Genomic DNA, 24,769 nt, shown 5'->3' with positions numbered 1-24,769 from the left:
TGAGAGTTCCGGTCTTGGCGCCGGATGACAATCTGCCCGCTTGTTTGCCCCTTGTTCTGATCTTGTTTCGAATGCGGCCCTCAGGTCGGTTTACGTTTGCTTTCGACCACGTCGTGGGCCAGCCGTCGTGTGTAATGTTCCAGATCAATAAGTGCGGTGTCTACGGTGTCCGCGTCTTTTGCCTCAAGCGCGTCCACTATTCTGCTGTGCAGTCCGATGATCTCTTCGCGGGATCGCGCGGTAAACGTGATCATGTTCATCAGCGGTTGCATCGCTTCCACGGCACCTGCCAGCTGATAGGACAGGACCGGGTTGCCAGCCCCATCCACCAGCGCGCGATGGAAAGTCACGTCCGAGGCGCAAAATGCTTCGTCCGTCAGTCCCGGTTGAGACTGGCGGAATATTTCTGCCCGCATGGTCGCCAGGTGATCTGCCGTGCGCCGCTGCGCTGACAAAGGCGCACAGGCCCTTTCCAGGGCATATCGCGCCTCGCATGCGGTATCGAAGCTGACCGCATTCATCGACAGCAGCAATGTCGAAGTCGTGACTTGCTGAGAATAGGCATCCTCAAAGCTCAGGCGATTCACGAACGCCCCGCCGGAAGCGCCGCGTTGTGTGCGGATTAAGGATTGCGCGGCCAGCCGTTTCAATGCTTCCCGCACGGTCGGGCGAGAGACCTGGAACTGATCCGACAGCTCGGCTTCGGACGGCAGGCGCGCGTCCACGATCAGTTCGCCCGATACAATCGCATCCCGAATGGCCTGGGCGATCTGGGCAGACAGGTCTGCGGTTTTTCGGGGCGCGGTTTTCATCTTCAGACGACCTTGGGCAAGTTTTTATTTGTCTGACATTTAAAAGTCTGACATTTGAAAAGCAAGGGAGTTGAGTCGGGAGGCCGAAGTGAGTCGTACGTGGCTGCGCAGCGGAATGTGGCTGGGCTTTTATTTTCTGATCTTGTGGGCGTGGTGGGTCATGTTCTCGATGAGCCGGGACATGGACCTTGATCTGATCGGCCGTCCGGGGCCGATGGGGCAGGCGATGGCCGCGATGGATCCGCGCATGGATATGTACATGCCCATGGCCGAGTTCGGCCCGCTGTTTTTAATGTGGGCGATCATGATGGCGGCCATGATGCTGCCGACCCTGATCCCGACCCTGCGCAGTTACGATGACCTGATCCGCAGCGCAAATGGCAGCCGCGCCGGCTGGCTGGGGGTTCTGGCCGGGTATTCCATCGTCTGGGTCGGGTTTGCGGCCGTGATCGCAGGAATTCAGTTGGTTCTGCTGTTTGGCGGTGTTGTCGATATGCTGGGAATTGCCAAATCCGGATGGGTCGCGGGCGGCTTGATGATTGCCGTGGGCGCCTTTCAGTTTTCCCGCGCCAAAGAGGTGTGCCACGGTGTCTGCCATGCCCCGATGACCTATTTCCTAGGACATTGGAGAACAGGTTTTGCAGGTGGCGTGCGCATGGGCCTGGGTCTTGGCGCGTTTTGCGTCGGCTGTTGCTGGGGCTTTATGGCACTTGGCTTTGTCGGCGGTGTGATGAGCCTGTTGTGGATGGGGCTCGCGACCCTGTTCATGGTTTTGGAGAAACTTCCTCAGATCGGGCACGCCGTGACCCGTCCAATGGGGTTTGTGTTGATTGCGGGCGGTCTTGTCCTGCTCGTGTATCCAATTAGCTACGGAGGATAAGCCAATGGCTAAAAACAGAAAACCAGACGCCGATCGGCTGCCCGTCAGCCAGCGCATCGACAGCCGCATGCCCAATCCCAAGCGGCGAGAGATGAGCCCGACGGAATGGGCCATCAAGGGCGAGTTGATCCTGAATTGTTCATGCGACGTGTTCTGCCCCTGCGTGGTGTCGCTGGGCGCACATCCCCCGACGGAAGGTCACTGCCATGCTTGGATGGGCATCATCGTTGATGAAGGCCACTATGAAGGCGAGGATCTGTCGGGTCTGAATGTCGGCTTGCTGGTCGATATTCCGGGCCGGATGGGGGAAGGCCAGTGGAAAGTCGCTGCTTATGTCGACGAGCGCGCAAGCGGCAAGGCTTATAACGGTTTGTTGCAAATCTTCAGCGGTCAGGCGGGCGGCACGACCGGTCTGTTTACCATGCTGGTCAGCGAGATCATCGGTGCGGAACGGGCGCCGGTCCAGATCGAGCGTGACGGAAACAAACGTCGGATCGCGATTGGTCGCAAAATCCAGGGAGAGATCGAGATGCTTGCGGGCAAGGACCCGGAGCATCCGGTGATGGTCTCAAATTCCAAATACTGGATGGGACCTGACATCATCGTGGCGCGTGGCACCAAATCGAAGGTGCGCGACTATGGCCGGGTCTGGGACTTTGGCGGCAAGTCCGCTGAAATCTGCCCGATCGACTGGCACGGGCCCAAATGATGATCACGGGTGGGTATGCGCAGGAAATGGCGCGTTACAATCACTGGCAGAACAAACAGTTGGCAGAGTTTTTGCAATCTCTGACACCGAAGGAACTGACCCTTGAACGCGGGGCGTTCTTTGGCTCGATCATGGGCACGGTGAACCATCTGTTGTGGGGCGACTGGATGTGGATGTCGCGTTTCGAAAAGCGCGACGGGCCAGATGGCAATATTCACAAGGCGGGCGGGGGTATCCATGAAAGCGTATACCTGTGCCCGGATCTGCAAAGCTGGTTGGCGTTACGCGAAAAGATCGACACGCGTATCCTGAACTGGGCAGAAGGGCTGGGGGATGATCCGCTGACCGGATCGTTCACGTGGTATTCCGCCGCAAAAGAGGCAGATGTCACAATGCCTTACGCGCTGTGCGTGATCCATTTCTTCAATCATCAGACCCATCACAGGGGACAAGTGCACAAAATGCTGACCGAGACGGGCTCGGAAGCGCCTGTCAGTGATATCGTCTTTATGCCGCAGGAGGTATGAATGCCGCAGATTTCCGCCTCACGCCGCTTGCGGCGCACTCCGTTCTCTGAAGGAGTCGAAGCTGCCGGGGTCAAGGGCTATACGGTTTACAACCGCATGTTGTTGCCGACGGTTTTTGAAAGTGTTGAAGCCGATTACCGGCATCTGAAGACCCATGTGCAGGTCTGGGATGTGTCGTGCGAGCGGCAGGTTGAATTGCGCGGCCCTGATGCTGCGCGTCTGATGCAGATGCTGACCCCGCGCGATCTGCGCGGAATGCTGCCGGGGCAATGTTTCTATGTGCCGATCGTTGACGAAACCGGCGGCATGCTGAACGACCCGGTGGCGGTGAAGCTGTCCGAAGACCGCTGGTGGATCTCGATTGCCGACAGCGATCTGTTGCTGTGGGTCAAAGGGATCGCCGTTGGGTACCGTCTGGATGTGCTGGTGGATGAACCGGACGTGTCGCCGCTTGCCGTTCAGGGCCCGAAGGCGGACGAGCTGATGGCGCGTGTCTTCGGGGACCGAGTGCGCGATATCCGTTTCTTCAAATTCGACATGTTCGAGTTCGAGGGGCGCGATCTGGCCGTCGCGCGATCCGGTTATTCGAAACAGGGTGGTTTCGAGATATACGTGGAAGGTGGCGATATCGGCATGCCTTTGTGGAACACCCTGTTTGCCGCCGGCGAGGACCTGAACGTGCGCGCGGGCTGCCCAAACCTGATCGAACGCATTGAAGGCGGGCTGTTGTCCTATGGGAACGACATGACCGACGACAATACCCCGCATGAATGCGGTCTGGGAAAGTTCTGCAACACGCATACCGCGATTGGCTGTATCGGTCGGGATGCCCTGTTGCGTGTCGCCAAGGAAGGGCCGGTGCAGCAAATCCGGCCAATCGCCATCGCCGGTGAGCCTGTACCGGGCTGCGATCGTCCCTGGGACCTGTTTGCAAGCGGCAAGCGCGTGGGGCAGGTGACATCGGCGGCCTGGTCTCCGGATTTTGAAACCAATGTGGCGATCGGTATGGTGCGCCTGAGCCATTGGGATGCCGGGACGGAACTGGAAGTGGAAACACCGGCCGGGATGCGCCGCGCGACCGTGCAATCGCATTTCTGGATCTAGCAATGCTAAGGACGCTGCCGCGTCGACCTCGGGATATTTTGAACCAGCTGACGACATGGGCTGGTTGCTGAACACGAAAGGAATGACAGATGTTCAATGCACTTGTGATGGACAAGGATGAAGAGAGCGGACTTGCCACCGGCTCGATCAAACAATTGTCGGTGGATGATCTGCCGCATGGTGATGTCACGGTTGCGGTCGAATATTCCACGGTGAACTACAAAGACGGCCTGTGCCTGTCTCCGAAAGGGGGCGGGCTGGTGCGGGCCTATCCGCATGTCCCGGGCATTGACTACGCCGGCACGGTCGAGGTCTCATCGGATGACCGCTACAAACCCGGTGACAAGGTTGTTCTGACCGGATGGCGCGTTGGTGAGGCACACTGGGGCGGCTATTCGCAAAAAGCCAACGCGCGGGCCGATTGGCTGGTGCCGCTGCCCGATGGGCTGACAACGCGTCAGGCAATGGCTGTGGGCACTGCCGGGTTTACTGCGATGCTGGCGGTCATGGCGCTGGAGGATCATGGGCTGACCCCGGATCGTGGACCGGTATTGGTGACCGGAGCCGCGGGCGGTGTCGGGTCGGTGGCCACGGCCATTCTTGGCAATTTGGGCTATGAGGTCGCCGCGGTCACCGGACGGCCCGAAACCGGTGACTATCTGAAATCACTTGGTGCGACGACCATTGTGCCGCGCGACGACCTGAACGAGACCACAAAACGCCCTCTGGAAAGCGAAACATGGGCGGGCTGCGTTGATGCTGTGGGCGGCGCCATGCTGGCACGTGTTCTGGGCCAGATGAAATACGGATGCTCTGTTGCTGCGGTAGGTTTGGCAGGGGGGGCTGCTTTGCCTGCGACGGTGATTCCGTTCCTGCTGCGCGGCGTGAACCTTTTGGGCATCGACAGCGTGATGCAGCCCTATGACAACAGGGTGCGCGCGTGGAAACGGATCGCCACGGATTTGCCGATGGACAAGCTTGAGGCGATGGTTCAACCGGCTGGTCTGTCCGATCTGCCGCAACTGGGCGCCGACATTCTGAAAGGTCAGGTCAAGGGCCGCGTCGTGGTGGATGCGAACGCCTGAGGCTGACCCATGAACTCAACCTGGCCGAAGAAACTCGGCCAGGTTCCGGAAAAGATGTTTGCCCAAATTGGCCGCAACACCTCTGGCCATTGATACAATTCCCGATCATGATTGCTATACATCCCAATTACGATGGCGTAAGACCCATCCAAAGATTACCTGAAGACGGGGAGTGAGCAGAATGTCTGACGACTTCGAACTGGACACCGATGATCTGCAGCGCCGCATGGATGGCGCAATGGCCAATCTGAAAACCGAATTTGCATCATTGCGAACAGGGCGTGCTTCGGCCTCGATGCTGGAACCTGTCATGGTTGACGCTTACGGTTCGATGACACCGATCAACCAGGTGGGCACCGTGAACGTGCCCGAACCGCGAATGGTCACTGTAAACGTCTGGGACAAGTCACTGGTGGGTAAGGTGGAAAAGGCCATCCGCGAAAGCGGTCTTGGGATCAATCCGCAATTGAACGGCACCATCATAATGCTGCCGATACCCGAGTTGAACGAAGAACGTCGCCGCGAGCTGAGCAAGGTCGCCGGTCAGTACGCGGAAAACGCACGCATTGCGATCCGGAACGTGCGTCGCGATGGCATGGATCAGATCAAGAAGGCCAAGGCGGACGGCATGTCGGAAGATGACCAGAAGCTTTGGGAAAGTGAAGTTCAGGACATGACGGATGAGATGATCAAGGCCGTAGATGCTGCGCTCGAAACCAAGCAAGCCGAAATCATGCAGGTCTGAGCCGAACTGATGCCAAAAGACCCGCAAACCGAGCTGGAGTCCGGCCCGCGCCATGTGGCCATCATCATGGATGGCAATGGTCGTTGGGCGCAGGCGCGCGGCCGTCCCCGGCTGTTCGGCCACCATGCCGGTGCGCGGCGCGTGCGCGAGGTTGTCGAGGCCTGCCCAGGTTTGGGGATCAAGTACCTGACGGTGTTCGCTTTTTCGACCGAAAATTGGAAGCGGACCCAGGTCGAGGTGGCTGGCCTAATGAACCTGTTCCGCCGCTATATCATCAAGGAAACCCGGACACTTGCGGATAATGGCATCCGCGTTCGGTTCATCGGGGATCGGGTCCGGCTGGATTCCAAGTTGATCGAGTTGATGGACTCGCTGGAAGAAGAAACCAAGAACAACGATCTGGTTCATTTGACCGTCGCGCTGAATTACGGTGGGCGCGACGAGGTCGCACGCGCCACCAAGCGTCTGGCGCGGGATGTGGCTGAAGGGCGGCTGAAACCCGAAGAGGTGGATGAAGAAACTCTTCCTAAATATCTGGATACGCGTGTTCTTCCTGATCCCGACCTTGTTATTCGAACCAGCGGTGAAGCGCGGATTTCAAACTTTCTTCTTTGGCAATCGGCTTACTCGGAATATGAATTCATCGACACTCTCTGGCCGGACTTCACTGCTGCTGAACTGGCCCGTCTGTGCCAGAATTACGGCACCAGAGATCGACGGTTCGGAGCGGTTCTGGCATGAGAGACGGCCGATGGTCTGACCTGACAACACGGGTTCTTTCTGCTGCGGTTCTGGTCGTGATCGGATCAATCGAAGTCTGGCTTGGCGGGTGGTGGTTCGAGACCTTCATCGCCGCAGCCTGTGGTCTGATGACGTGGGAATTGGTTCGAATGATCGACCCGCAGTCCCGCGGCGTGGCTGTTCAATTGGGGATTCTGACAAGCGTCACCGTGGTTCTCAGCTACCATCTGCCGCCGATTTACACTTTGCCGGTCGTACTTGCGCCTGCGCTTGTGGGCGTGGGGCAGATCAGTCGTTCGAAGGTTCTGTTTGGGATGTTCGTGGTCTGGATCGTCGGGGCCGGGCTGGGTTTCATTTCGATCCGGGAAAATTCCGGTTTTGGCTGGATGGTTTGGCTGATTGCTGTCGTGGTCGCCACGGACGTCGCGGGCTATTTCGTGGGCAAGGCGGTCGGCGGCCCGAAATTCTGGCCCAAGGTCAGCCCGAAGAAAACGTGGTCGGGAACCGCCGGCGGGTGGGCCGCCGCGGCATGTGTCGGCGCGGTTTTTGCAAGCCTGGCCGGCTTTGGATTCGGTTTTGTCGTTGTTTCCGTTCTGGCTTCAATGGCAAGTCAGGCCGGTGATATTGTCGAAAGCGCGGTCAAGCGCAAGTTCGGTGTCAAAGACAGTTCGAACCTTATACCGGGCCATGGCGGCTTTCTGGATCGGTTCGATGGCATGATGGGTGCCGCGCTGTTCGTTCTGATCGCGGGGCTGATCTATTCGCCGGGTGAAATGTAATGCGAAAGGTATCTGTTTTTGGGGCCACCGGGTCGATCGGGCAGAATACGATTGATCTGATTTCGCGCGCACCGTCCGAGTATGACGTCGTGGCCTTGACCGGTGGTGGCAATATTCAAAGGCTTGCGGATGACGCGCGTCGGCTCGGTGCCGATGTCGCCGTCACCGCTCATGAAGACCGGCTTGATGACCTGCGTTCCGCTTTGTCCGGCAGTGGCGTCGAGGCGGCTGCGGGCCCGCACGCCATCGTCGAGGCCGCGGCCCGTCCGGCGGATTGGATCATGTCGGCCATTGTCGGCTCGGCCGGGTTGGCGCCGGGGATCGAGGCGTTGAAACAGGGGACGACCCTGGCACTGGCCAACAAAGAGACATTGGTCTGCGCAGGATCACTGGTTCTGGAAACGGCCAAACGGCATGGTGCGCGATTGCTGCCGGTCGACAGCGAACATTCGGCGGTGTTTCAGGCTTTGGTCGGTGAAGACATCGAAACAGTCGAGCGTGTGATCATCACCGCCAGTGGCGGGGCGTTCCGAGATTGGCCCCTGAGTGAACTGGTGAACGCGACTGTTGAACAGGCCTCCAGCCATCCGAATTGGGATATGGGTCAGCGTATCACCATCGACAGTGCATCCATGTTCAACAAGGCGCTGGAAGTCATAGAAACAAAAGAATATTTCGGTGTCGAACCGGATCAGATCGAAGTGCTGGTTCATCCGGAATCCATAGTGCACGCTCTGGTCGGGTATCGTGATGGCGCGATGATGGCCCATATGGGGGCACCCGATATGCGCCACGCCATCGGTTACGCGCTGCATTGGCCCGAAAGACGGGAATTGCCGATACGGCGCCTTGATTTGGCAAAGCTGGGGCAGTTGCGTTTCAACGCGCCGGATCTGGCACGTTATCCCGCATTGAAACTGGCCCGAGACGTGATGGCGCGTGGCGGCCTGGCGGGCGCTGTTTTCAACGCCGCGAAGGAACGTGCGCTGGATCATTTCATCGCACGCCGGACCGGATTTCTGGATATGGCTGATGCCGTCGCCGCGGTTCTCGACAGGTTCGACGCGTCAGACAGCCTTATTGATGCCCCGATGACCCTTGATAACGTACAGCGAACAGACCATCTGGCACGTCAGTGGGTCGATGACGCTGTGGTGGAACGAGCAGGATAGAATTTTGGACGTACTTTCCCTAATCCCGCAATTTGGCAATCTTCTCTGGACGATTGTCGCGTTTGTCATCGCATTGTCGGTCATCGTCGCGGTGCACGAATACGGCCACTACATTGTGGGGCGTTGGTCTGGTATCCATGCCGAAGTGTTCTCGATCGGGTTTGGCCCGGTTCTCTGGAGCCGTGTCGACAAACGGGGGACCAGATGGCAGATCGCGTTGCTGCCGTTTGGGGGGTACGTAAAGTTCCTGGGCGATGCCAATGCAGCATCGGGCAAGGATGAAAAGGCGATGGAAGGCATCGCCACCCAAAGCCCGGAAGAGCTGCGCCGCACCATGCACGGTGCCCCTTTGTGGGCACGGGCCGCAACGGTCGCGGCCGGACCTGTCTTCAACTTTGTCATGTCCATTCTGGTGTTTGGCCTGATTTTCTGGTCACAGGGCGTATCGAAAGAGCCGCTTACAGTCGGATCGTTGCAACCCTTGCCGGGCACTGTGCAGGAACTGAGAGAAGGTGATGTGATCACCGCAATCGCCGGTATCCCGACACCTGACTATGATGAAGAGGGCGCCTGGCAGGACTTTATCGAGGCGCTGCCTGTGGAACCGGTTCTGGACTACACGGTGAACCGGGACGGTGAAACCCTAGATGTACAAGCACCATGGATGTTTCCACCCCTGATCCGCCAAGTGGCCCCACGCAGTGCGGCGATGGATATTCAGCTAAAACAAGGCGATGTCATCACGGCGGTGAACGGGGAACCGATCTTTGCCTTCGAGCAGCTGAAGGACTTCGTCGAAGGGTCCGACGGCCGGGTTCTGCTGTTAGACGTCTGGCGGGATGGGTCCGAGCTGGAATTCGCATTGGCCCCGCGACGCACGGACGAACCTCAGCCGGATGGCGGATTCGTCACCCATTGGCGGATAGGGATCATCGGGGGCATGATGCTGGAGCCGGCAACTGAACCGGCCGGTATTCTGGATTCACTGACCGGCGGTGTCAGACAGACGGTTCGTATCATCGAAGGGTCGCTGTCGGGTATGTGGCACATGGTGACGGGGGCAATCAGCACCTGCAACATCTCGGGGCCGATCGGAATTGCCGAAACCTCGGGGGCAATGGCCAGTCAGGGGGCGCAGAACTTCATTTTCTTCATCGCGGTTCTGTCGACGGCGGTGGGATTGTTGAACCTGTTTCCGATCCCGGCATTGGATGGGGGGCATCTGGTGTTCTACGCCTATGAAGCCATTGCAGGGAAACCACCCAGTGATGGGGCCTTGCGGGTGCTCATGGGGGTAGGGATCACCTTAATTCTCACCCTCATGCTGTTTTCAGTGAGCAACGATCTGTTTTGCTGATTGTGGCGCGCGGCGCAAGATTGGGCCGCAATATTGCCTCATTCTGACGTTATGATCTTTGCGTCTGAGGGAAAAGCCATGACCAAAACGCTGAAAAAATCGTATCATAGCTTTAGCTTCCTGTTCGTGCTGAATTGGGATGTTCTGTTGAGCTTTGCGGTTACGGCGTTGGCTATGGCAGGTGCCGCCTATCTGGCGACCATGTGATTCTTACTGAAATTAACGTCGTCAATTTGAATGGCAGTCTTCGCGGCTGCTTCTATTTCGCCTTTTGACAAGCTCATTCAATCCCGCTACTCAGCATTAAAGTCTTAAATTCTGGGTAGAGCATAAAATGACTGACAGGCGAGGGGCGGGCACATCCTGCGGGCAGCAAATGCCAACAAACAATATTTTGTGGCAGGCGCTAGCGGTTCTTTTCCTTTTTGTTGCTGCAAGCTTAATGACTTTTCCGCATGCAGCACAGGCGCAAAACTATACGATCAATTCGTTTGATGTTGAGGGCAATCGCCGGATTGAAACCGGTACGATCATCGCCCGAACGGGAATCGAACCTGGCCAGACTGTAACTGCGGGCCAGCTCAATGATGCCTATCAGCGTTTGCTTGACAGTGGTGTATTTGAAACAGTTGAGCTGACACCGCGGGGGTCTACGCTGGTCATCACGGTTCAGGAATATCCGACGATCAATCAGATCAGCATCGAGGGTAACGCCCGTGTCAAAGACGACGTGTTGTTGGACGTTATCGAATCTCAGCCGCGCCGCGTCTTTACCCCACAGTTGGCCGAGTCTGACGCCGACATGATTGCTGAAGTGTATTCAGCCCAAGGCCGAGTTGCCGCGACCGTAATCCCTCGGATTATCCGCCGTAGCGACAACCGAGTTGATCTGGTTTTTGAAGTGGCAGAAGGCACGACCATTGAAGTGGAACGTGTCAGCTTTGTTGGCAACCGTGCCTTTTCGGACCGTCGTTTGCGCCGTGTTCTGGAAACCAAGCAGGCAACCTTCCTGCGGACGTTCTTCCGGAACGACACGTTCATCGGCGATCGTATCGAGTTCGACAAGCAAGTCATTCGGGATTTCTACCTTTCACGAGGCTATGTCGACTTCCGCGTGAACAGCGCCAATGTCGAGTTTACACGTGAAAGGGATGCTTTTTTCCTGGTGATGAATGTAACCGAGGGCCAAAAATTCTCGTTCGGTAAAATCACGACCGTCAGCGAAATTCCGGGCGTCGACCCGGCACCTTATCAGGACGCGCTGAAGATCAAACCCGGCGTGACATATACGCCGACGCTTGTTGAAAACTCGATTACAAGACAAGAGCGACTGGGCCTGAAGCAAGGCGTGGATTTCCTTCGGGTGGAACCACGTGTTACGCGCAATGACCGCGATCTGACTTTGGATGTCGAATTTGTTCTGACAAAAGGTCCTCGGATCTTTGTCGAGCGGATCGATATTGAAGGCAACACAACCACCCTGGACCGAGTGATCCGCCGGCAGTTTGACACTGTTGAAGGTGACCCGTTCAATCCACGCGAAATCCGTCAGGCTGCGGAGCGCATCAATGCCTTGGGCTTCTTTGCCGTCGCCGAAGTCGAACCGCGCGAGGGATCGTCGCCTAGCCAGGTCATTCTGGACGTAGACGTTGAAGAACAACCCACCGGCTCGCTGAGCCTTGGAGGCAGCTACTCGGTTACGGACGGTTTCGGGATTGCAATTGGTCTGAACGAATCCAACTTCCTGGGCCGAGGCCAGAACCTTGGAGTTTTAATATCTACAGCACAGGACTCGGAACAATACACACTCAGCTTTACCGAGCCCTATCTGCTGGGCCGCAAGCTGCGCTTTGATCTTGGTCTGGGGCTGTCGGCTACCAATTCCGGGTTTGCAAGTTACGATACAAGCAGTCTTTTCTTCACACCGCAGTTGACCTACGCGATTGGTGAGTTGTCGGCTCTGCGGCTCCGCTATGGCTGGGACCGCAGCGAGATGACGCAGCAGAGCAACGAAGTTAACGGTGCGGTGATTTCTTCAGAAATTGCGCAGGGCAAACGGACGTCCAGTTCGTTGGGACTGTCCTACATTTATGACAGCCGTCTCGGCGGCCTGGACCCCAACACTGGCGTTCTGTTTGAAGTAGGTGTGGATGCCGCCGGACTTGGAGGGGACAACAAATTCTTCAAGACCACGGCTCGTGGCATCGCGCAAACCCGTGTTTGGAACGAAGAGGTGGTGCTTCGGGCAACGATGGAACTGGGCGCTCTGCATTGGCGCGGAAACGATTTCAGCCGTACTGTTGACCGGTTTGTGCTGGGCCCCAATACTTTCCGGGGTTTCGAACCTGCGGGTATCGGACCGCGTGACCTGTCCAACGGTCAGGATGACGCGATCGGGGGCAACTACTACTGGGTTGCCCGTTTCGAAACCGACTTCCCGCTGGGTCTTCCCGAGGAACTCGGTCTGCGCGGTGGCTTGTTCTATGATGTTGGCAACCTCTACAACATCGACAACGTCAATACGGCAGGTGCAACTATTGTCGGTGCAAACGGATCGATCCGGCACGTGATCGGAATTTCGGTGCTCTGGGAAACTCCGTTCGGGCCGTTGCAGTTCAACTTCTCGCAGCCTCTCAAGAAAGAATCTTTCGACAAGGAGCAGAACTTTGACTTCACGATCCAGGCCCGGTTCTGATCCGCGATGCTGAACAGATTGCTTGGCAGAACACGGGGCCCGCTTTGGGCCCTGTGCGCTTTTATGACGACGGTTTCGGCGCCTTTGGCAAATGCTCAGCAGCTTGGTATGCCACAATCCAGTGTTGTCACCCTGTCCAGTGAAGAGTTGTTTGCCAAGTCCGCGTTTGGACAGCGCGTTTTGCGCGAAATTGAAAAGGAAAGCGCCTTACTGGCCGAAGAAAACCAACGGATTGTCGCGGAACTGAGCCGCGAAGAAAAGGAACTCACCGAGCAGCGCGCCACCATGTCGGCCGACGAGTTCCGCCCCCTGGCCGAGGCGTTTGACCTCAAGGTTCAGTCCCATCGTGAGGGGCAAAGGGCAAAGCTAGATGTTCTGTCTCGTCGCAGTGAAGAAGCCCAGCAGACCTTTTCCGAGATTGTGCGCCCGGTGCTTGTCGATCTGTTGCGCGAAATTGGAGCCAGCGTGATGATCGAGCGATCCAACGTCGTCGTAAGCACGTCAGACATTACCGATGCCGCAATTATCCGAATAAACGCTGCGATTGGTGATGGAAGCGACTTGCAAGAGGATCAGGGCGAATAGGTTCGCTTGCCCTTGCAGTGCTGTATTGCTAACCACGCAAAAAAAGAAACATCCAAAACGGGATATCTGCATCATGAGCACTGAAACCAAAAGCGCAGACATTCAGCTAATCCAGAGGATTCTGCCGCACCGCTATCCGTTTTTGCTTGTCGATAAGGTGGTAGATATCTCGGGCTATCAGTCGGCGCGTGGAATCAAAAACGTCACCATGAACGAACCACATTTTCAGGGGCATTTCCCCGGTACGCCGATCATGCCGGGTGTCACCATTGTCGAGGCAATGGCGCAGACCGCCGGTGTGATGCTGGGTGTGGGAATGGACGTCATCGACACCGAGTTGTTGATTTACTTCATGAGCATCGACAAGTGCAAATTCCGCCGCAAGGTTGTGCCCGGAGATGTGCTGGAAATGCATGTGGAAACCGTGCGTGGAAAAAAAGGCGGAAAGCTGTTCAAATTCAGCGGCCGCGCAACAGTCGAAGGCGAAGTCGCCGCCGAGGCGGAATTCTCGGCCTATGTCGACTGGGATATGGAAAAAACAACATGAACGGAGTCCATCCCAGCGCAATTATTGAAGATGGTGCGCAGATTGGACAGGATTGTATCATCGGTCCCTTCTGCCACGTGGGCCCACAGGTGAAACTGGGCGATCGGGTCGAGTTGAAATCGCATGTGGTCGTGACGGGCGACACCTCGATTGGCGAAGATACCGTTGTGTTCAATTTCTCGGTGATTGGTGAGATCCCTCAGGATCTGAAATTTAGTGGCGAAAACACCCGGCTTGAGATTGGCAAACGCAACCGCATTCGCGAGCATGTTACAATCAATACCGGTACGGAAGGTGGCGGAGGGGTCACGCGGATCGGTGACGACTGTCTGTTGATGGCGGGTGTTCACGTGGCCCATGACGTTCAGATCGGCAACCGTGTGATCATGGTGAACCATGCCGGCGCGGCGGGGCATTGCATCGTCGAAGACGACGTGATCGTCGGTGGCATTTCGGGGTTGCATCAATGGGTGCGCGTTGGACGCGGGGCCATTATTGGCGCGCTGACCATGGTGCCCAAGGATGTTATTCCTTACGGCCTGGTACAGGCGTCGAGGGGTGAGCTGGATGGCCTTAACCTCGTCGGTCTCAAGCGCAAGGGTGTATCGCGTGAGGATATCTCGGCGCTGCGCGCGGCCTTCAAGGAATTGTCCGACGGCGAAGGCACCTTTATGGATCGCGCCAGCCGGATCGGTGAAGGCAACGAAAGCCACTATGTGCAGCAGATCGTGGATTTCGTCACCGGCCACAGTGACCGATCCTTCCTGACCCCGAGGAAATAGGGTCATGCTTGCGTTGATTGCGGGAACCGGGGCGCTGCCGACCGAAGTTGTTGCGCAGTTGGCAGAACGTCCTCTGATCTGCGCGATGGAGGGGTTTCTGCCGGACACCCTGAGTGCGGATGTCGTGTTTCCTCTGGAACAGCTGGGCAGTTTCATCGCTGACCTGAAGGCGCGGGGCGTGACCGATATCTGTCTGGCCGGCGCTGTTCGGCGCCCGCCAATCGACCCATCGCGCATCGACGCCGCGACGCTGCCATTGGTTCCGATCATCCAAAAGGCCATCCTGTCCGGGGATGACGGAGCTTTGCGCGCCGTGATCGGAATTCTTGAAGGGGCCGGCCTCACCCTCAGGGCCGCGCATGAGATCGCGCCCGGTTTGTTGCCGCCTGTGGGATGTCTGACCGAGGCTCAGCCCTCGGACGCCGACATGGCCGACGCTGACCGCGCCGCCGGGATTCTTCGGGCAATGGGGGCGGCGGATACGGGGCAGGCTTGTGCCGTGTCCAAAGGGCAGGCGCTGGCCATCGAGGGGGTGTTCGGCACCGCGTGGATGCTGCAATCCCTGACCCAACGCCCCGACGCTGGCGGCGGCATTCTGTTCAAAGGTCCCAAACCCGATCAGGATCGGCGCGCCGATTTGCCCGCCATCGGGCCGAAAACCGTTACCGACACGGTTGCGGCAGGTTTGTCCGGGATCGTTTTGGAAAAAGGCGGTGTACTGGTTCTGGAAAAAGAGCGTGTCATCGCTGAATGCAACCGTCTGGGTCTGTTTCTCTATGTCCGCGAGCGGGCGGTCTGATGCGTGTCTTTCTGGTCGCCGGTGAACCTTCGGGCGACCGGTTGGGCGGCGCGCTGATGGAGGGGTTGAAAACCCTGGTGCCCGAGGTTGAATTCGACGGTGTGGGAGGCCAGCTGATGCAAGCGCAGGGTCTGCGCAGCCGGTTCCCGATGTCCGAACTCTCGGTCATGGGGCTTGTCGAAGTGCTGCCGAAGTTTTTCCACCTGAAACGGCGGATTTCCGAGACGGCACAGGCGGTGCTGGACACGAAACCGGATGTTCTAATCACCATAGACAGCCCGGATTTCAGCTTGCGCGTCGCCAAAATCGTAAAAGCCGACAGCAACATCCGAACCGTGCATTATGTTGCCCCCAGTGTCTGGGCCTGGCGCCCCGGGCGTGCAGGCAAGATGGCAAAGGTCATCGACCATGTGCTGGCGCTTCTTCCTTTTGAACCTCCGTACATGGAGCGGGCAGGGATGGAATGCGACTTTGTCGGCCATCCAGTGGTTGGCGAACCGATTGCAACACCAGATGAGATCGCCGCCTTCCGCCACCGCTTTGATCTGGGCAATGCGCCGATCCTGCTGGCCTTGCCCGGGTCTCGGCGGGGTGAGATCGAACGTCTGGCAGAGTCTTTCGGCGGCGCGTCGCGGTTGTTTTTCGATGACCACCCGAATTACCGCGTGGTGATCCCGACCGTAGGTGCGACAACCGATCTGATAAACGACCTGGTGCCAGAATGGCCTGGCACCCCCGTGGTGCTGGACCCGCGCCAGGTGGGGGCAGAGCAAGCCACGGCCGACAAACGAGCGGCCTTTGGCGCCGCAGATCTTGCCCTTGCTGCTTCGGGAACGGTTTCGCTGGAACTTGCGGCGCAGAATACGCCGATGGTCATTGCGTACAAACTCAACTGGCTGACGCAGAAAATGGCGGAACGGATGGTCAAGCTTGACACCGTTACATTGGTCAATCTGGTTTCGGAAACACGCGCCGTGCCGGAATGTCTGCTGGATGATTGTCAGCCTCAAAAAATCGCCGAAGCCTTGCGAAATGTCGCCGACGCCCCCGATGCGCAACAGCAAGCCATGAACCTGACCATGGACAGGTTGGGGCGTGGGGGCGAAGCACCCGGCTTGCGCGCGGCGCGGGCGGTTTTGAACAGAATGCAGCCACGCAATGCTTGATCACGCGCTGTTTGCAGTCTCTGCCGGGATCGCGATGATCTCTACCAATCTGGACAATCTGGCTGTCTTGTTGGGCTTGATTCTGGTGATGGAACAGCGCCGTGCGATCGTGGGCTTTGCCGTCGCTCAGACGATCGTACTATCCCTGGCCATGACCGTGGCCGTGGGCCTGAACCAGAGCGGCCTTCCGTTTTGGATCGGCTATCTTGGCCTTGTCCCACTGGTGTTTGGCTTGCGTGGGATCTGGTATCAGTTTCGCGAGGCGGACCCCGAAGGTGCGGAGTCAAAAGGGGCGGTGACGTCGGTGGTGACGCTTTTCCTGAGCCTCTCGATAGACAGTTTTGCGGTAATGACCCCTCTGCTTGCGGATTCGGCGCCGTCCTATCGGGTCGTGGCGTTGATCGGTGCCGCCAGCGCGGCCGCCTTGCTGGTTGTTGTTGCGGCATGGGGGGCGCCCCACGCCAAAAGCCTTGGCCCGCGCGTTGCCCGGCTGGATCGGATTGCGCCATATATCATGGTCTGCGTCGGGCTCTATATTCTCTTCAACTCTCCCACCGATATGGTGTGACCCGGCAAAGAGAGCACTTCGTCTCGCATATGTGACCTGCAAAGGTCTTTTGCAGGAACGCAGGTCCAAGGTATCGTGCCCCAGAAAAGGAGTTTTCGACATGACCCGCATCCCCCCTTTGTCGGATCAGGAAATGACCGCCGACGCGCGCGCGTCCCACGCTGCATTGGGTGCCTATGGCCCATTTGACAACTGGGCCCGCGTCGCTGCGTATTGCCCTCCGGTTCTGAACCAGGTCACGGGAATGCTGACAACCCTGCGAGAGCAAGAGAACTTGCCGCGCCGTGCGTTGGAGCTGGCGATGGTGACGGTTTCAAAACTGAATGCCTGCGATTATTGCGTCTCGCATCACACACCGCTGCTGACCGTGGCGGGGCTGAGCCCCGAAGGGGCGGCGCGTCTGCCGGACGTCGAGGATCATCCGGAACTGGATGCCTGTGACAAGGCGGTCGTGCGCTATGCCGAAGCCGTGACGATCCGGTCGGGCCGCATGAAGGATGCCGAAGTGGCGGATCTGAGGGAATGGTTCACCGATGCCCAGATCGTCGAGCTGACCTGGCGCATCGCCTTGTGCGGTGCGTTCAATCGGTTCAACGATGCATTGCAGATTCAGATCGAACCCGAGGTCGAGCCGGTTTCAGCCTAATACCCACGCCAGATCCAGCCGCCGCCGAACACGCGGCTGCCTTCGTTTGCGTAAAATACACAGGCCTGCCCGGGCGAGATGCCTTCCTCGGGGGTCAGCAGTTCGACCTCGGCCGTGGTGTCCGACAGCGGCCGAATGATTGCCTCGCGCGGCGGGCGGGTCGAGCGGACTTTGACGGACAGATGCCATTCATCGCGTGACGAAAAGGGTTCATCGCCCAGCCAGTTGATCTCGCGCACCGGAACGACGCGCGTTGCCAGCATCTCTTTCGGGCCGACAACGACCTGCTTTTTGTCGACGTCCAGTTTGACGACGTAAAGCGGCTCGCTAAGGCCGCCGATGCCAAGACCGCGACGTTGCCCGATCGTATAGTGGATCACGCCGTTGTGCTGCGCCAGTACGCGGCCATCGGCGTGAACGATCTCGCCGGGTTCCGCGGCTCCGGGGCGCAGTTTTTCGATGACGCTGGCATAGTTGCCGTCGGGCACGAAGCAGATATCCTGGCTGTCGGGCTTGTCCGCCACCGACAGCCCATACTGCGCCGCCATCTCACGGGTTGCGTCTTTTGACGGCAGGTGGCCCAGCGGGAAGCGCAGAAAACTCAATTGCTCTGGCGTGGTCGAGAACAGGAAATAGGACTGATCGCGATTGGCGTCTTCGGCGCTGTGCAGTTCCGGTCCGTTGGCGCCCATCTTGCGCTGAATGTAATGGCCGGTGGCCATGCAGTCTGCTTCGAGATCCTTGGCGGTTTCCAGAAGGTCCTTGAATTTCACGCGCTCGTTGCAGCGGATGCAGGGAACCGGCGTCGCGCCTGCCAGATAGCTGTCGGCAAACTCGTCGATCACGGCATCCTTGAAGATGTTCTCGTAATCCAGAACGTAATGCGGAAATCCCCGCTCTTCCGCCACGCGTCGCGCATCATGAATATCGATTCCAGCGCAACAGGCACCTTTCTTGGCCAATGCCGCGCCGTGGTCATATAGCTGCAAAGTCACACCGACCACATCATAGCCCTGATCGGCCAGATAGGCCGCGACAACGGAACTGTCGACGCCCCCCGACATCGCCACAACGACCCGCGTTTCCGAGGGTGGTTTGGCAAAGCCAAGCGAGTTCAGCGGGGTCTCGGTATCGAGGGCCATTGCAGATTCCAGTCCGGGTTAAGAAAGACCGGCAGAATATAGGAAAATTCTACACACTCTCAAGGGGCGGTTTCACGCGACTTTAAGTAGGCTGAGGGCAGCTTTGGTGCAGCAAGAAGGGTAAAGTGATGTATTTGCACAAAGTTGAAGGGCTAAGGTCTGTTGCTCTGCCGGATGGATCCATTTTGACGCATGCGGATTTGCCGCCGGCGAACACCAGGCGATGGGTGGCGTCACGCAAGATTCTTGTCGTGCGTGGCGTGCTTTACGGGCTGATCAGCCTGTCTGACGCAAAAAAGAAATACGGCCTGAGCGACGAAGAATTCAACGGTTGGGTTTCTTTGGTCGCGGAACACGGCGCCGAGGCATTGAAGGCGACGGCGCTAAAAAAGTATCGACAACCTAAAGGAGAGCGTGAATAAATGATTCAACGGTAACGTCAGATTAACCATTCTTGGTCAGGTTTAATTTTAATTGGAATTATTGACCCGAATTGGAGCAGTGAAAAATGCGCATACTTCTAGTCGAGGATGATCCGACCACGTCCAAAAGCATCGAGCTAATGCTGACGCATGCGAACCTTAACGTCTATGCGACGGATCTTGGCGAAGAAGGAATCGATCTGGCGAAACTCTATGACTACGACCTGATCTTGCTGGATTTGAACCTGCCGGACATGAACGGGCATGAGGTTCTGCGCCAGTTGCGGATCGCCAGGGTGGAAACGCCGATTCTGATTTTGTCCGGTGCTGATGATACCGAAAGCAAGATCAAGGGATTCGGCTTTGGCGCCGATGATTATCTGACCAAGCCTTTCCATCGCGAAGAACTGGTGGCACGCATCCATGCCATCATCCGCCGTTCCAAAGGGCATTCGCAATCGATCATTCATACAGGGCGGATTGCGGTGAACCTTGATGCAAAAACCGTGGAAGTGGATGGCAAGACGGTTCATTTGACCGGCAAGGAATACCAGATGCTCGAGCTGCTCAGCCTGCGCAAGGGAACGACTCTGACCAAGGAAATGTTTCTGAACCACCTGTATGGCGGCATGGATGAACCTGAACTGAAAATCATCGATGTGTTCATCTGCAAACTGCGCAAAAAGCTCAGCAATGCGACCGGCGGAGAGAACTATATCGAAACCGTCTGGGGCCGTGGCTATGTGCTGCGAGATCCGCAAAGCAACACGCTGGACGAAACACGGATGGCGGTCGGGCTTTGAATTGAACCACCCGTGCCGCCGGTGGTCCAGGGCGGCACATTGCACTCACGGCTCAGCACGTCTGGACCTGGCCATGGCCTCGCCCTATCACTGAGGTCCAAGTACGCGTGACAGGGCGAGGCCATGAGCAACTTAATTTCCATATCCGAGCTGACGGAAGATGAGGCGCGTGCCGAGCTTGCACGTCTGGCCGAACTATTGTCGAAAGCAAACACGCTGTATCACACGGCTGATGCGCCTGACATGTCGGATGCCGACTATGACGCTCTCAAACGGCGCAATGCCGAGATAGAGGCGCGCTTCCCTCATCTCAAACGTCCCGACAGCCCGACGGATCAAGTGGGTGCAAAGCCTGCTGATGGTTTTTCGAAGGTCACGCACGCCGTGCGCATGATGTCGCTGGGCAACGCTTTCGATGATGACGACGTGGCCGATTTCGACAGGTCGATCCGGAAATACCTGGGCCTTGGGTCTGGTGAAAGTCTGGCCTACACCGCCGAACCCAAGATTGATGGCCTGTCGCTGTCATTGCGGTATGAAAACGGACAGCTTGTTCAGGCTGCCACGCGCGGAGATGGTGAAGTCGGTGAAAACGTAACGGCCAATGCCCGCACGGTATCTGATATTCCGCGGCACCTGAAAAACGCGCCAGAGGTTCTGGAAGTCAGGGGTGAGGTTTACATGTCTCACGCGGATTTCGAGGCGTTGAACGCGCGGCAGGCAGAGCGCGGCGGAAAACCCTTTGCCAATCCAAGAAACGCGGCGGCGGGGTCTTTGCGGCAACTGGATCCGGAAATCACGCGCTCGCGCCCGTTGCGTTTCTTTGCTTATGCTTGGGGAGAGGTTTCAGAGCCATTGTCCGACTCGCAGATGGGGGCGATCGAGCGGTTGAAATCACTTGGATTTTCGACGAACCCCCTGACCCGCCTGTGCAAAACGACGCCAGAGATGCTGGAGCATTACCGGGATATCGAAGCGCAACGTTCCACCTTGGGCTATGACATCGACGGGGTTGTATACAAGGTGAATGATCTGTCGCTTCAGGCGCGTTTGGGGTTCCGCTCAACCACGCCGCGATGGGCGATTGCTCACAAGTTCCCGGCCGAACTGGCCTGGACGAGGCTGGAGGCGATCGACATTCAGGTCGGTCGTACAGGCGCGCTTAGCCCGGTTGCCCGGTTGCATCCGGTGACGGTGGGCGGTGTTGTTGTGTCCAACGCCACATTGCACAACGAAGATTATATCGCGGGGCGCGATGCCAAGGGCGGCACGATCCGCGATGGCAAGGATATTCGTGTCGGCGATTGGGTTCAGGTATACCGCGCCGGGGATGTGATTCCGAAACTGTCAGATGTTGATCTGTCCAAACGCCCGGCCGGTTCGCAACCCTTTGTCTTTCCGACGCGCTGTCCGGAATGTCAAAGCGAGGCGATCCGTGAAGAGGGCGATGCGGTCCGCCGCTGCACCGGTGGCTTGATCTGCCCCGCGCAGGCCGTTGAAAAGCTGAAACATTTCGTCTCGCGCAAGGCGTTTGACATAGAAGGCCTTGGTGCAAAACAGATCGAGATGTTCTATGATGATCCGAACCTTCCGATAAAGACTCCGGCGGATATCTTTACATTGGAGCAGCGTGACAGGGCCAATCTGGCACGGCTGAAAAACCGGGATGGGTGGGGGGAAACCTCGGCCAGAAACCTGTTTGCCGCGATCGACGAAAAGCGGACCATTCCGTTTGCGCGCCTGTTGTTCGCATTGGGCATTCGACATGTCGGCGAGGTCGGAGCGCGCGATCTGGCGCTGTTTTACCGCGATTGGGAGACCATGACGCAGGCCCTGGACACCGCCCGCCCTGCGGCTTTGGCGCAGCGGCAAGCGGATGAGGTCGAGGATGCCGAACGGGCGGCCGCGCTGGCAGAAGGTCGTCGGGCACGTGTCAAGGAAGTGCGGGATGCGGCCATAACCGCGGCGCGCGTTCCGCCCGATGCCAATGCCGCCTGGGCTGAATTGATCGGAATAGACGGGATCGGCGCAACGCTGGGTCTGTCCCTGTCCGATGCGTTTTCGAACGTGGAAGAGAGGCGCGCGTTCGATACGTTGCGCAAGGAACTGACAATCGTCGCACCTGATGCGCCCGCCTCAGACAGCCCTGTGGCTGGCAAGACGGTTGTGTTCACCGGTACTCTGGAAAAGATGACCCGCGCCGAGGCAAAGGCACGGGCCGAAGCGTTGGGAGCGAAGGTTTCCGGTTCCGTCAGCAAGAAAACCGACATTCTGGTCGCCGGACCCGGAGCGGGTTCGAAAGCCAGGAAAGCGGCAGAGCTGGGTATCGAAACTCTGGATGAGGATGGCTGGTTGCAGCTGATCGAAGGCGCATGAGCGGGAGGCCGGAACAGCTGTTCCCGCTGTTTGCGGGGCTTGAGACACTCGAGGGCGTCGGCCCCAAGACCGCGCACGTCTTGCAACAGGCCGGCGTTGAGAGCCCACGCGACGTTCTGTTCGGCCTGCCTTATGCGGTCGTCGACCGACGTCGGCGAGAGACGATTCAGGGCGTCGATCTGCCTGCGACGTTGACGGTCGAAGTGACGGTCGGCCCACACAGGCCGCCTCGAAACAAGGGTGGCGCATACCGCGTGCATGTCGAAGACAGCCAGGCCGATTTTCAGCTGGTTTTCTTCCACGCGCGCGGGGACTATCTGAAAAAAGTGCTGCCTCAGGGCGCCCGCCGTGTGATCTCGGGCAAGCTGGAGCTGTTCGACGGCATGGCTCAGATGGTGCATCCGGATCATATGTTGCCGGTCGAGCAAGCCAGTGAAATTCCGGAGTTTGAACCGGTATACCATCTGACACAGGGGCTGACTCAAAAGACGGCGTTCAAGGCCACCCGCAGCGCATTGGCGCGGGCGCCAGAGCTGGCGGAATGGATCGACCCGGCGCAGATGGCACAGCAAAACTGGCCGGATTGGATCTCGGCAATTCGTGCCGGCCACAATCCTCAGGGGGCTGATGATGTGTCACCATTTGCGCCCGCGCGTCAGCGTCTGGCCTATGACGAGCTGTTTGCGCATCAGATGACGCTGGCTCTGGCGCGTCAGCGAGAGCGGAAATCCCGTGGTGTCGTCAGCGTAGGGACTGGCGCGTTGCAATCCAGGGTGTTGGCTAGCCTTCCTTATCGTCCGACCAGCGCACAAAGCCGCGCGATCGAGGAAATCGCCGCCGATATGGCATCGGATTCCCGCATGAACCGATTGTTGCAGGGTGACGTGGGGGCCGGCAAGACATTAGTGGCCTTCATGGCCCTTCTGATTGCAGTCGAGGCCAAAGGGCAGGGCGTGATGATGGCCCCGACCGAGATACTCGCCCGCCAGCACCTGGAAGGGTTGCGTCCGCTAGCGGAAGAGGCCGGAGTGGTGCTGGAATTGCTCACCGGGCGTGACAAGGGCGCAGAGCGGCGCGCCAAGCTTGAGGCTTTGAAAAAAGGCAATATCCAAATTCTGGTCGGCACCCATGCCGCGTTTCAGAGTGATGTTGAATTCAAAGCGCTGCGCTTGGCCGTAGTTGATGAACAGCACCGGTTTGGCGTGCGCCAGAGGATGGAGTTGTCGGAAAAAGGGCAGGGCGCGGATGTCTTGGTGATGACCGCGACCCCGATTCCACGAAGTCTGGCGCTGGCGCAATATGGCGATATGGATGTGTCGGTGCTGGACGAAAAGCCGCCGGGGCGCAAACCGATCAAGACAGCGATTGTCAGTACGCAGCGCATGGACGAGGTCGTGTCGCATCTGCGCCGGGCGATTGATGAGGGGCGGCAATGCTATTGGGTCTGCCCCTTGGTCGATGAATCCGAGGTTTCAGACCTGACGGCTGCTGAAGAACGGTTCAAACGCTTGCGTGCCATATTGGGCGAAGGTGTGGTCGGGCTGGTTCACGGGCAAATGCCGCCGTCGGAAAAAGACGCGGCAATGTCCGCATTCCAGAACGGGGACACCAAGGTTCTTGTGGCCACGACCGTCATAGAAGTGGGGGTCAATGTGCCCAATGCCACGATCATGGTCATCGAACGGGCCGAAATCTTTGGTCTGGCCCAACTGCATCAATTGCGCGGCCGCGTGGGCCGGGGTGATGCGGAATCGACGTGTTTGTTGATGTATCAGCCGCCGCTCAGCGAGGGGGGGCGCAAAAGGCTGGAGGTTCTGCGTGAAACCGAAGACGGGTTCCGTATTTCGGAAACCGATCTGGAGATGCGCGGCGCCGGGGATCTGATCGGAACTGCGCAGTCCGGTCTGCCAAAGTTCCGCATTGCGGATCTCGAGCGTCAGGCCGGCTTGATGGCCGTGGCCCAATCCGATGCCCGGGCATTGCTGAATGCGGATCCCAAGCTGACCTCGGACCGGGGGCGCGCGGCACGCGTACTTTTGTGGCTGATGAAGCAGGATCAGGCGATCCGTTTGATTTCAGTGGGTTAGGCCAAAAGTTCCAGAAAGTTCACAAATGTTCTTAAAAAGTTCTTTACCGACTCGGGTAAATATGAGAACAAAAGGTCAACAAAGGATTAAAGCTCTGACCGGAGGTGACCCTATGCTGACCCAGATCAAGACCGTATTCAGCCGCTCACAATCGACGATCCTACAGGATGCCGTGGGCGTGATGTCTCTGGTCGTGATCCTGATGGTCGCCTTGCACCTGCCGGTTGGCTTCTAAACCTT

The 24,769-nt window shown here is 58.0% G+C and carries 26 protein-coding genes; 24 read left to right on the top strand and 2 right to left on the bottom strand.

All coding sequences use genetic code 11. The annotated features are described in order from the left end of the window. Positions 1–80: 80 nt before the first annotated feature. Positions 81–812: a FadR/GntR family transcriptional regulator gene (locus ACR0C6_RS05100; RefSeq protein WP_171231673.1), complete on the bottom strand. Its 732-nt coding sequence runs from the start codon at positions 810–812 to the stop codon at positions 81–83. A gap of 115 nt (positions 813–927) precedes the next feature. Here ACR0C6_RS05100 and ACR0C6_RS05095 point away from each other — a divergent pair, with 115 nt between their 5' ends. The 19 genes from ACR0C6_RS05095 (at position 928) to ACR0C6_RS05005 (ending at position 17,699) form a co-directional block, all read left to right on the top strand. Next, positions 928–1,692, top strand: coding sequence for a DUF2182 domain-containing protein (locus tag ACR0C6_RS05095; protein WP_480618818.1), 765 nt, complete (start codon positions 928–930; stop codon positions 1,690–1,692). Positions 1,693–1,696: 4 nt separating this feature from the next. Then, positions 1,697–2,401, top strand: a complete 705-nt coding sequence (locus tag ACR0C6_RS05090) for a DUF1326 domain-containing protein (RefSeq protein WP_152457918.1) — start codon at positions 1,697–1,699, stop codon at positions 2,399–2,401. Continuing rightward, positions 2,398–2,928, top strand: coding sequence for a DinB family protein (locus ACR0C6_RS05085; protein WP_480618514.1), 531 nt, complete (start codon positions 2,398–2,400; stop codon positions 2,926–2,928). Before ACR0C6_RS05090 ends, ACR0C6_RS05085 begins: the two co-directional genes overlap by 4 nt. Next, positions 2,929–4,032, top strand: coding sequence for a dimethylsulfoniopropionate demethylase (locus tag ACR0C6_RS05080; RefSeq protein WP_480618512.1), 1,104 nt, complete (start codon positions 2,929–2,931; stop codon positions 4,030–4,032). It begins immediately after the preceding gene. An 89-nt stretch (positions 4,033–4,121) separates the two neighbouring features. Next, complete coding sequence (gene acuI / locus ACR0C6_RS05075; protein ID WP_480445076.1) at positions 4,122–5,117, top strand: acryloyl-CoA reductase; 996 nt, start codon at positions 4,122–4,124, stop codon at positions 5,115–5,117. A 181-nt stretch (positions 5,118–5,298) separates the two neighbouring features. Further along, on the top strand, positions 5,299–5,862 hold the full coding sequence (frr, locus tag ACR0C6_RS05070) for a ribosome recycling factor (protein ID WP_152457921.1): 564 nt from the start codon (positions 5,299–5,301) through the stop codon (positions 5,860–5,862). A 9-nt stretch (positions 5,863–5,871) separates the two neighbouring features. Beyond that, on the top strand, positions 5,872–6,603 hold the full coding sequence (locus ACR0C6_RS05065; RefSeq protein WP_171116012.1) for an isoprenyl transferase: 732 nt from the start codon (positions 5,872–5,874) through the stop codon (positions 6,601–6,603). Next, positions 6,600–7,382, top strand: a complete 783-nt coding sequence (locus ACR0C6_RS05060; RefSeq protein WP_480618510.1) for a phosphatidate cytidylyltransferase — start codon at positions 6,600–6,602, stop codon at positions 7,380–7,382. Before ACR0C6_RS05065 ends, ACR0C6_RS05060 begins: the two co-directional genes overlap by 4 nt. Next, entirely contained in the window at positions 7,382–8,554 is a 1,173-nt protein-coding gene (gene dxr, locus ACR0C6_RS05055; RefSeq protein ID WP_480618508.1) for a 1-deoxy-D-xylulose-5-phosphate reductoisomerase, read from the top strand. The genes ACR0C6_RS05060 and dxr overlap by 1 nt, the downstream gene beginning before the upstream one ends. A 4-nt stretch (positions 8,555–8,558) precedes the next feature. Next, positions 8,559–9,911, top strand: coding sequence for an RIP metalloprotease RseP (rseP, locus tag ACR0C6_RS05050; protein WP_480445080.1), 1,353 nt, complete (start codon positions 8,559–8,561; stop codon positions 9,909–9,911). A 78-nt stretch (positions 9,912–9,989) separates the two neighbouring features. After that, on the top strand, positions 9,990–10,118 hold the full coding sequence (locus ACR0C6_RS05045; RefSeq protein ID WP_480618506.1) for a hypothetical protein: 129 nt from the start codon (positions 9,990–9,992) through the stop codon (positions 10,116–10,118). 169 nt (positions 10,119–10,287) lie between these two features. After that, positions 10,288–12,606: an outer membrane protein assembly factor BamA gene (bamA, locus tag ACR0C6_RS05040; protein WP_480618504.1), complete on the top strand. Its 2,319-nt coding sequence runs from the start codon at positions 10,288–10,290 to the stop codon at positions 12,604–12,606. 63 nt (positions 12,607–12,669) lie between these two features. After that, positions 12,670–13,191: an OmpH/Skp family outer membrane protein gene (locus tag ACR0C6_RS05035; RefSeq protein WP_480618502.1), complete on the top strand. Its 522-nt coding sequence runs from the start codon at positions 12,670–12,672 to the stop codon at positions 13,189–13,191. Positions 13,192–13,264: 73 nt separating this feature from the next. Next, positions 13,265–13,738 carry a 3-hydroxyacyl-ACP dehydratase FabZ gene (gene fabZ, locus ACR0C6_RS05030; RefSeq protein WP_152457928.1) on the top strand — a complete coding sequence of 158 codons (474 nt, stop codon included), beginning with the start codon at positions 13,265–13,267 and terminating at the stop codon, positions 13,736–13,738. After that, positions 13,735–14,520 carry an acyl-ACP--UDP-N-acetylglucosamine O-acyltransferase gene (gene lpxA, locus ACR0C6_RS05025; protein WP_480445082.1) on the top strand — a complete coding sequence of 262 codons (786 nt, stop codon included), beginning with the start codon at positions 13,735–13,737 and terminating at the stop codon, positions 14,518–14,520. The genes fabZ and lpxA overlap by 4 nt, the downstream gene beginning before the upstream one ends. A gap of 4 nt (positions 14,521–14,524) precedes the next feature. Then, positions 14,525–15,319, top strand: coding sequence for an LpxI family protein (locus tag ACR0C6_RS05020; RefSeq protein ID WP_480618500.1), 795 nt, complete (start codon positions 14,525–14,527; stop codon positions 15,317–15,319). Next, positions 15,319–16,485, top strand: coding sequence for a lipid-A-disaccharide synthase (gene lpxB / locus ACR0C6_RS05015; protein ID WP_480618498.1), 1,167 nt, complete (start codon positions 15,319–15,321; stop codon positions 16,483–16,485). The genes ACR0C6_RS05020 and lpxB overlap by 1 nt, the downstream gene beginning before the upstream one ends. Beyond that, on the top strand, positions 16,478–17,053 hold the full coding sequence (locus tag ACR0C6_RS05010; RefSeq protein WP_480618496.1) for a hypothetical protein: 576 nt from the start codon (positions 16,478–16,480) through the stop codon (positions 17,051–17,053). The genes lpxB and ACR0C6_RS05010 overlap by 8 nt, the downstream gene beginning before the upstream one ends. Positions 17,054–17,153: 100 nt before the next feature. Then, a complete protein-coding gene (locus tag ACR0C6_RS05005; RefSeq protein WP_480618494.1) occupies positions 17,154–17,699 on the top strand; it encodes a carboxymuconolactone decarboxylase family protein in 546 nt (181 codons plus the stop codon). Here ACR0C6_RS05005 and mnmA read toward each other — a convergent pair. Further along, positions 17,696–18,841 carry a tRNA 2-thiouridine(34) synthase MnmA gene (gene mnmA / locus ACR0C6_RS05000; protein ID WP_480445086.1) on the bottom strand — a complete coding sequence of 382 codons (1,146 nt, stop codon included), beginning with the start codon at positions 18,839–18,841 and terminating at the stop codon, positions 17,696–17,698. The two genes, ACR0C6_RS05005 and mnmA, sit on opposite strands and share 4 nt — an antisense overlap. 128 nt (positions 18,842–18,969) lie before the next feature. Here mnmA and sciP point away from each other — a divergent pair, with 128 nt between their 5' ends. From sciP to ACR0C6_RS04975, 5 genes are all read left to right on the top strand, one after another. Beyond that, positions 18,970–19,263 (top strand): CtrA inhibitor SciP, encoded by a 294-nt coding sequence (gene sciP, locus ACR0C6_RS04995; protein ID WP_480618492.1) that lies wholly within the window; start codon positions 18,970–18,972, stop codon positions 19,261–19,263. Positions 19,264–19,349: 86 nt separating this feature from the next. Beyond that, positions 19,350–20,066 (top strand): response regulator transcription factor CtrA, encoded by a 717-nt coding sequence (ctrA, locus tag ACR0C6_RS04990; protein WP_152457936.1) that lies wholly within the window; start codon positions 19,350–19,352, stop codon positions 20,064–20,066. A 123-nt stretch (positions 20,067–20,189) separates the two neighbouring features. After that, positions 20,190–22,442, top strand: a complete 2,253-nt coding sequence (ligA, locus tag ACR0C6_RS04985) for an NAD-dependent DNA ligase LigA (RefSeq protein WP_480618491.1) — start codon at positions 20,190–20,192, stop codon at positions 22,440–22,442. Continuing rightward, on the top strand, positions 22,439–24,529 hold the full coding sequence (recG, locus tag ACR0C6_RS04980) for an ATP-dependent DNA helicase RecG (protein WP_480618489.1): 2,091 nt from the start codon (positions 22,439–22,441) through the stop codon (positions 24,527–24,529). The genes ligA and recG overlap by 4 nt, the downstream gene beginning before the upstream one ends. 112 nt (positions 24,530–24,641) lie before the next feature. Further along, positions 24,642–24,764 (top strand): hypothetical protein, encoded by a 123-nt coding sequence (locus ACR0C6_RS04975; RefSeq protein ID WP_256367496.1) that lies wholly within the window; start codon positions 24,642–24,644, stop codon positions 24,762–24,764. Positions 24,765–24,769 lie beyond the last annotated feature (5 nt).

This window comes from Ruegeria sp. AL12 (genome assembly GCF_056540885.1).
This window is presented reverse-complemented; position numbering and strand designations above follow the sequence as displayed.

Bases quoted from the DNA above. Each gene is read 5' to 3' on its own strand.
- lpxA (WP_480445082.1), top strand. From the start codon at position 13,735: ATGAACGGAGTCCATCCCAGCGCAATTATTGAAGATGGTGCGCAGATT.
- ACR0C6_RS04975 (WP_256367496.1), top strand. From the start codon at position 24,642: ATGCTGACCCAGATCAAGACCGTATTCAGCCGCTCACAATCGACGATC.
- ACR0C6_RS05010 (WP_480618496.1), top strand. From the start codon at position 16,478: ATGCTTGATCACGCGCTGTTTGCAGTCTCTGCCGGGATCGCGATGATC.
- recG (WP_480618489.1), top strand. From the start codon at position 22,439: ATGAGCGGGAGGCCGGAACAGCTGTTCCCGCTGTTTGCGGGGCTTGAG.
- fabZ (WP_152457928.1), top strand. From the start codon at position 13,265: ATGAGCACTGAAACCAAAAGCGCAGACATTCAGCTAATCCAGAGGATT.
- ACR0C6_RS05090 (WP_152457918.1), top strand. From the start codon at position 1,697: ATGGCTAAAAACAGAAAACCAGACGCCGATCGGCTGCCCGTCAGCCAG.
- mnmA (WP_480445086.1), bottom strand. From the start codon at position 18,841: ATGGCCCTCGATACCGAGACCCCGCTGAACTCGCTTGGCTTTGCCAAA.
- lpxB (WP_480618498.1), top strand. From the start codon at position 15,319: ATGCGTGTCTTTCTGGTCGCCGGTGAACCTTCGGGCGACCGGTTGGGC.
- ACR0C6_RS05100 (WP_171231673.1), bottom strand. From the start codon at position 812: ATGAAAACCGCGCCCCGAAAAACCGCAGACCTGTCTGCCCAGATCGCC.
- ligA (WP_480618491.1), top strand. From the start codon at position 20,190: ATGAGCAACTTAATTTCCATATCCGAGCTGACGGAAGATGAGGCGCGT.
- ACR0C6_RS05005 (WP_480618494.1), top strand. From the start codon at position 17,154: ATGACCCGCATCCCCCCTTTGTCGGATCAGGAAATGACCGCCGACGCG.
- ACR0C6_RS05065 (WP_171116012.1), top strand. From the start codon at position 5,872: ATGCCAAAAGACCCGCAAACCGAGCTGGAGTCCGGCCCGCGCCATGTG.
- bamA (WP_480618504.1), top strand. From the start codon at position 10,288: ATGCCAACAAACAATATTTTGTGGCAGGCGCTAGCGGTTCTTTTCCTT.
- ACR0C6_RS05060 (WP_480618510.1), top strand. From the start codon at position 6,600: ATGAGAGACGGCCGATGGTCTGACCTGACAACACGGGTTCTTTCTGCT.
- acuI (WP_480445076.1), top strand. From the start codon at position 4,122: ATGTTCAATGCACTTGTGATGGACAAGGATGAAGAGAGCGGACTTGCC.
- ACR0C6_RS05085 (WP_480618514.1), top strand. From the start codon at position 2,398: ATGATGATCACGGGTGGGTATGCGCAGGAAATGGCGCGTTACAATCAC.
- frr (WP_152457921.1), top strand. From the start codon at position 5,299: ATGTCTGACGACTTCGAACTGGACACCGATGATCTGCAGCGCCGCATG.
- ACR0C6_RS05020 (WP_480618500.1), top strand. From the start codon at position 14,525: ATGCTTGCGTTGATTGCGGGAACCGGGGCGCTGCCGACCGAAGTTGTT.
- ACR0C6_RS05045 (WP_480618506.1), top strand. From the start codon at position 9,990: ATGACCAAAACGCTGAAAAAATCGTATCATAGCTTTAGCTTCCTGTTC.
- dxr (WP_480618508.1), top strand. From the start codon at position 7,382: ATGCGAAAGGTATCTGTTTTTGGGGCCACCGGGTCGATCGGGCAGAAT.
- sciP (WP_480618492.1), top strand. From the start codon at position 18,970: ATGTATTTGCACAAAGTTGAAGGGCTAAGGTCTGTTGCTCTGCCGGAT.
- ACR0C6_RS05080 (WP_480618512.1), top strand. From the start codon at position 2,929: ATGCCGCAGATTTCCGCCTCACGCCGCTTGCGGCGCACTCCGTTCTCT.
- ACR0C6_RS05095 (WP_480618818.1), top strand. From the start codon at position 928: ATGTGGCTGGGCTTTTATTTTCTGATCTTGTGGGCGTGGTGGGTCATG.
- ACR0C6_RS05035 (WP_480618502.1), top strand. From the start codon at position 12,670: ATGACGACGGTTTCGGCGCCTTTGGCAAATGCTCAGCAGCTTGGTATG.
- ctrA (WP_152457936.1), top strand. From the start codon at position 19,350: ATGCGCATACTTCTAGTCGAGGATGATCCGACCACGTCCAAAAGCATC.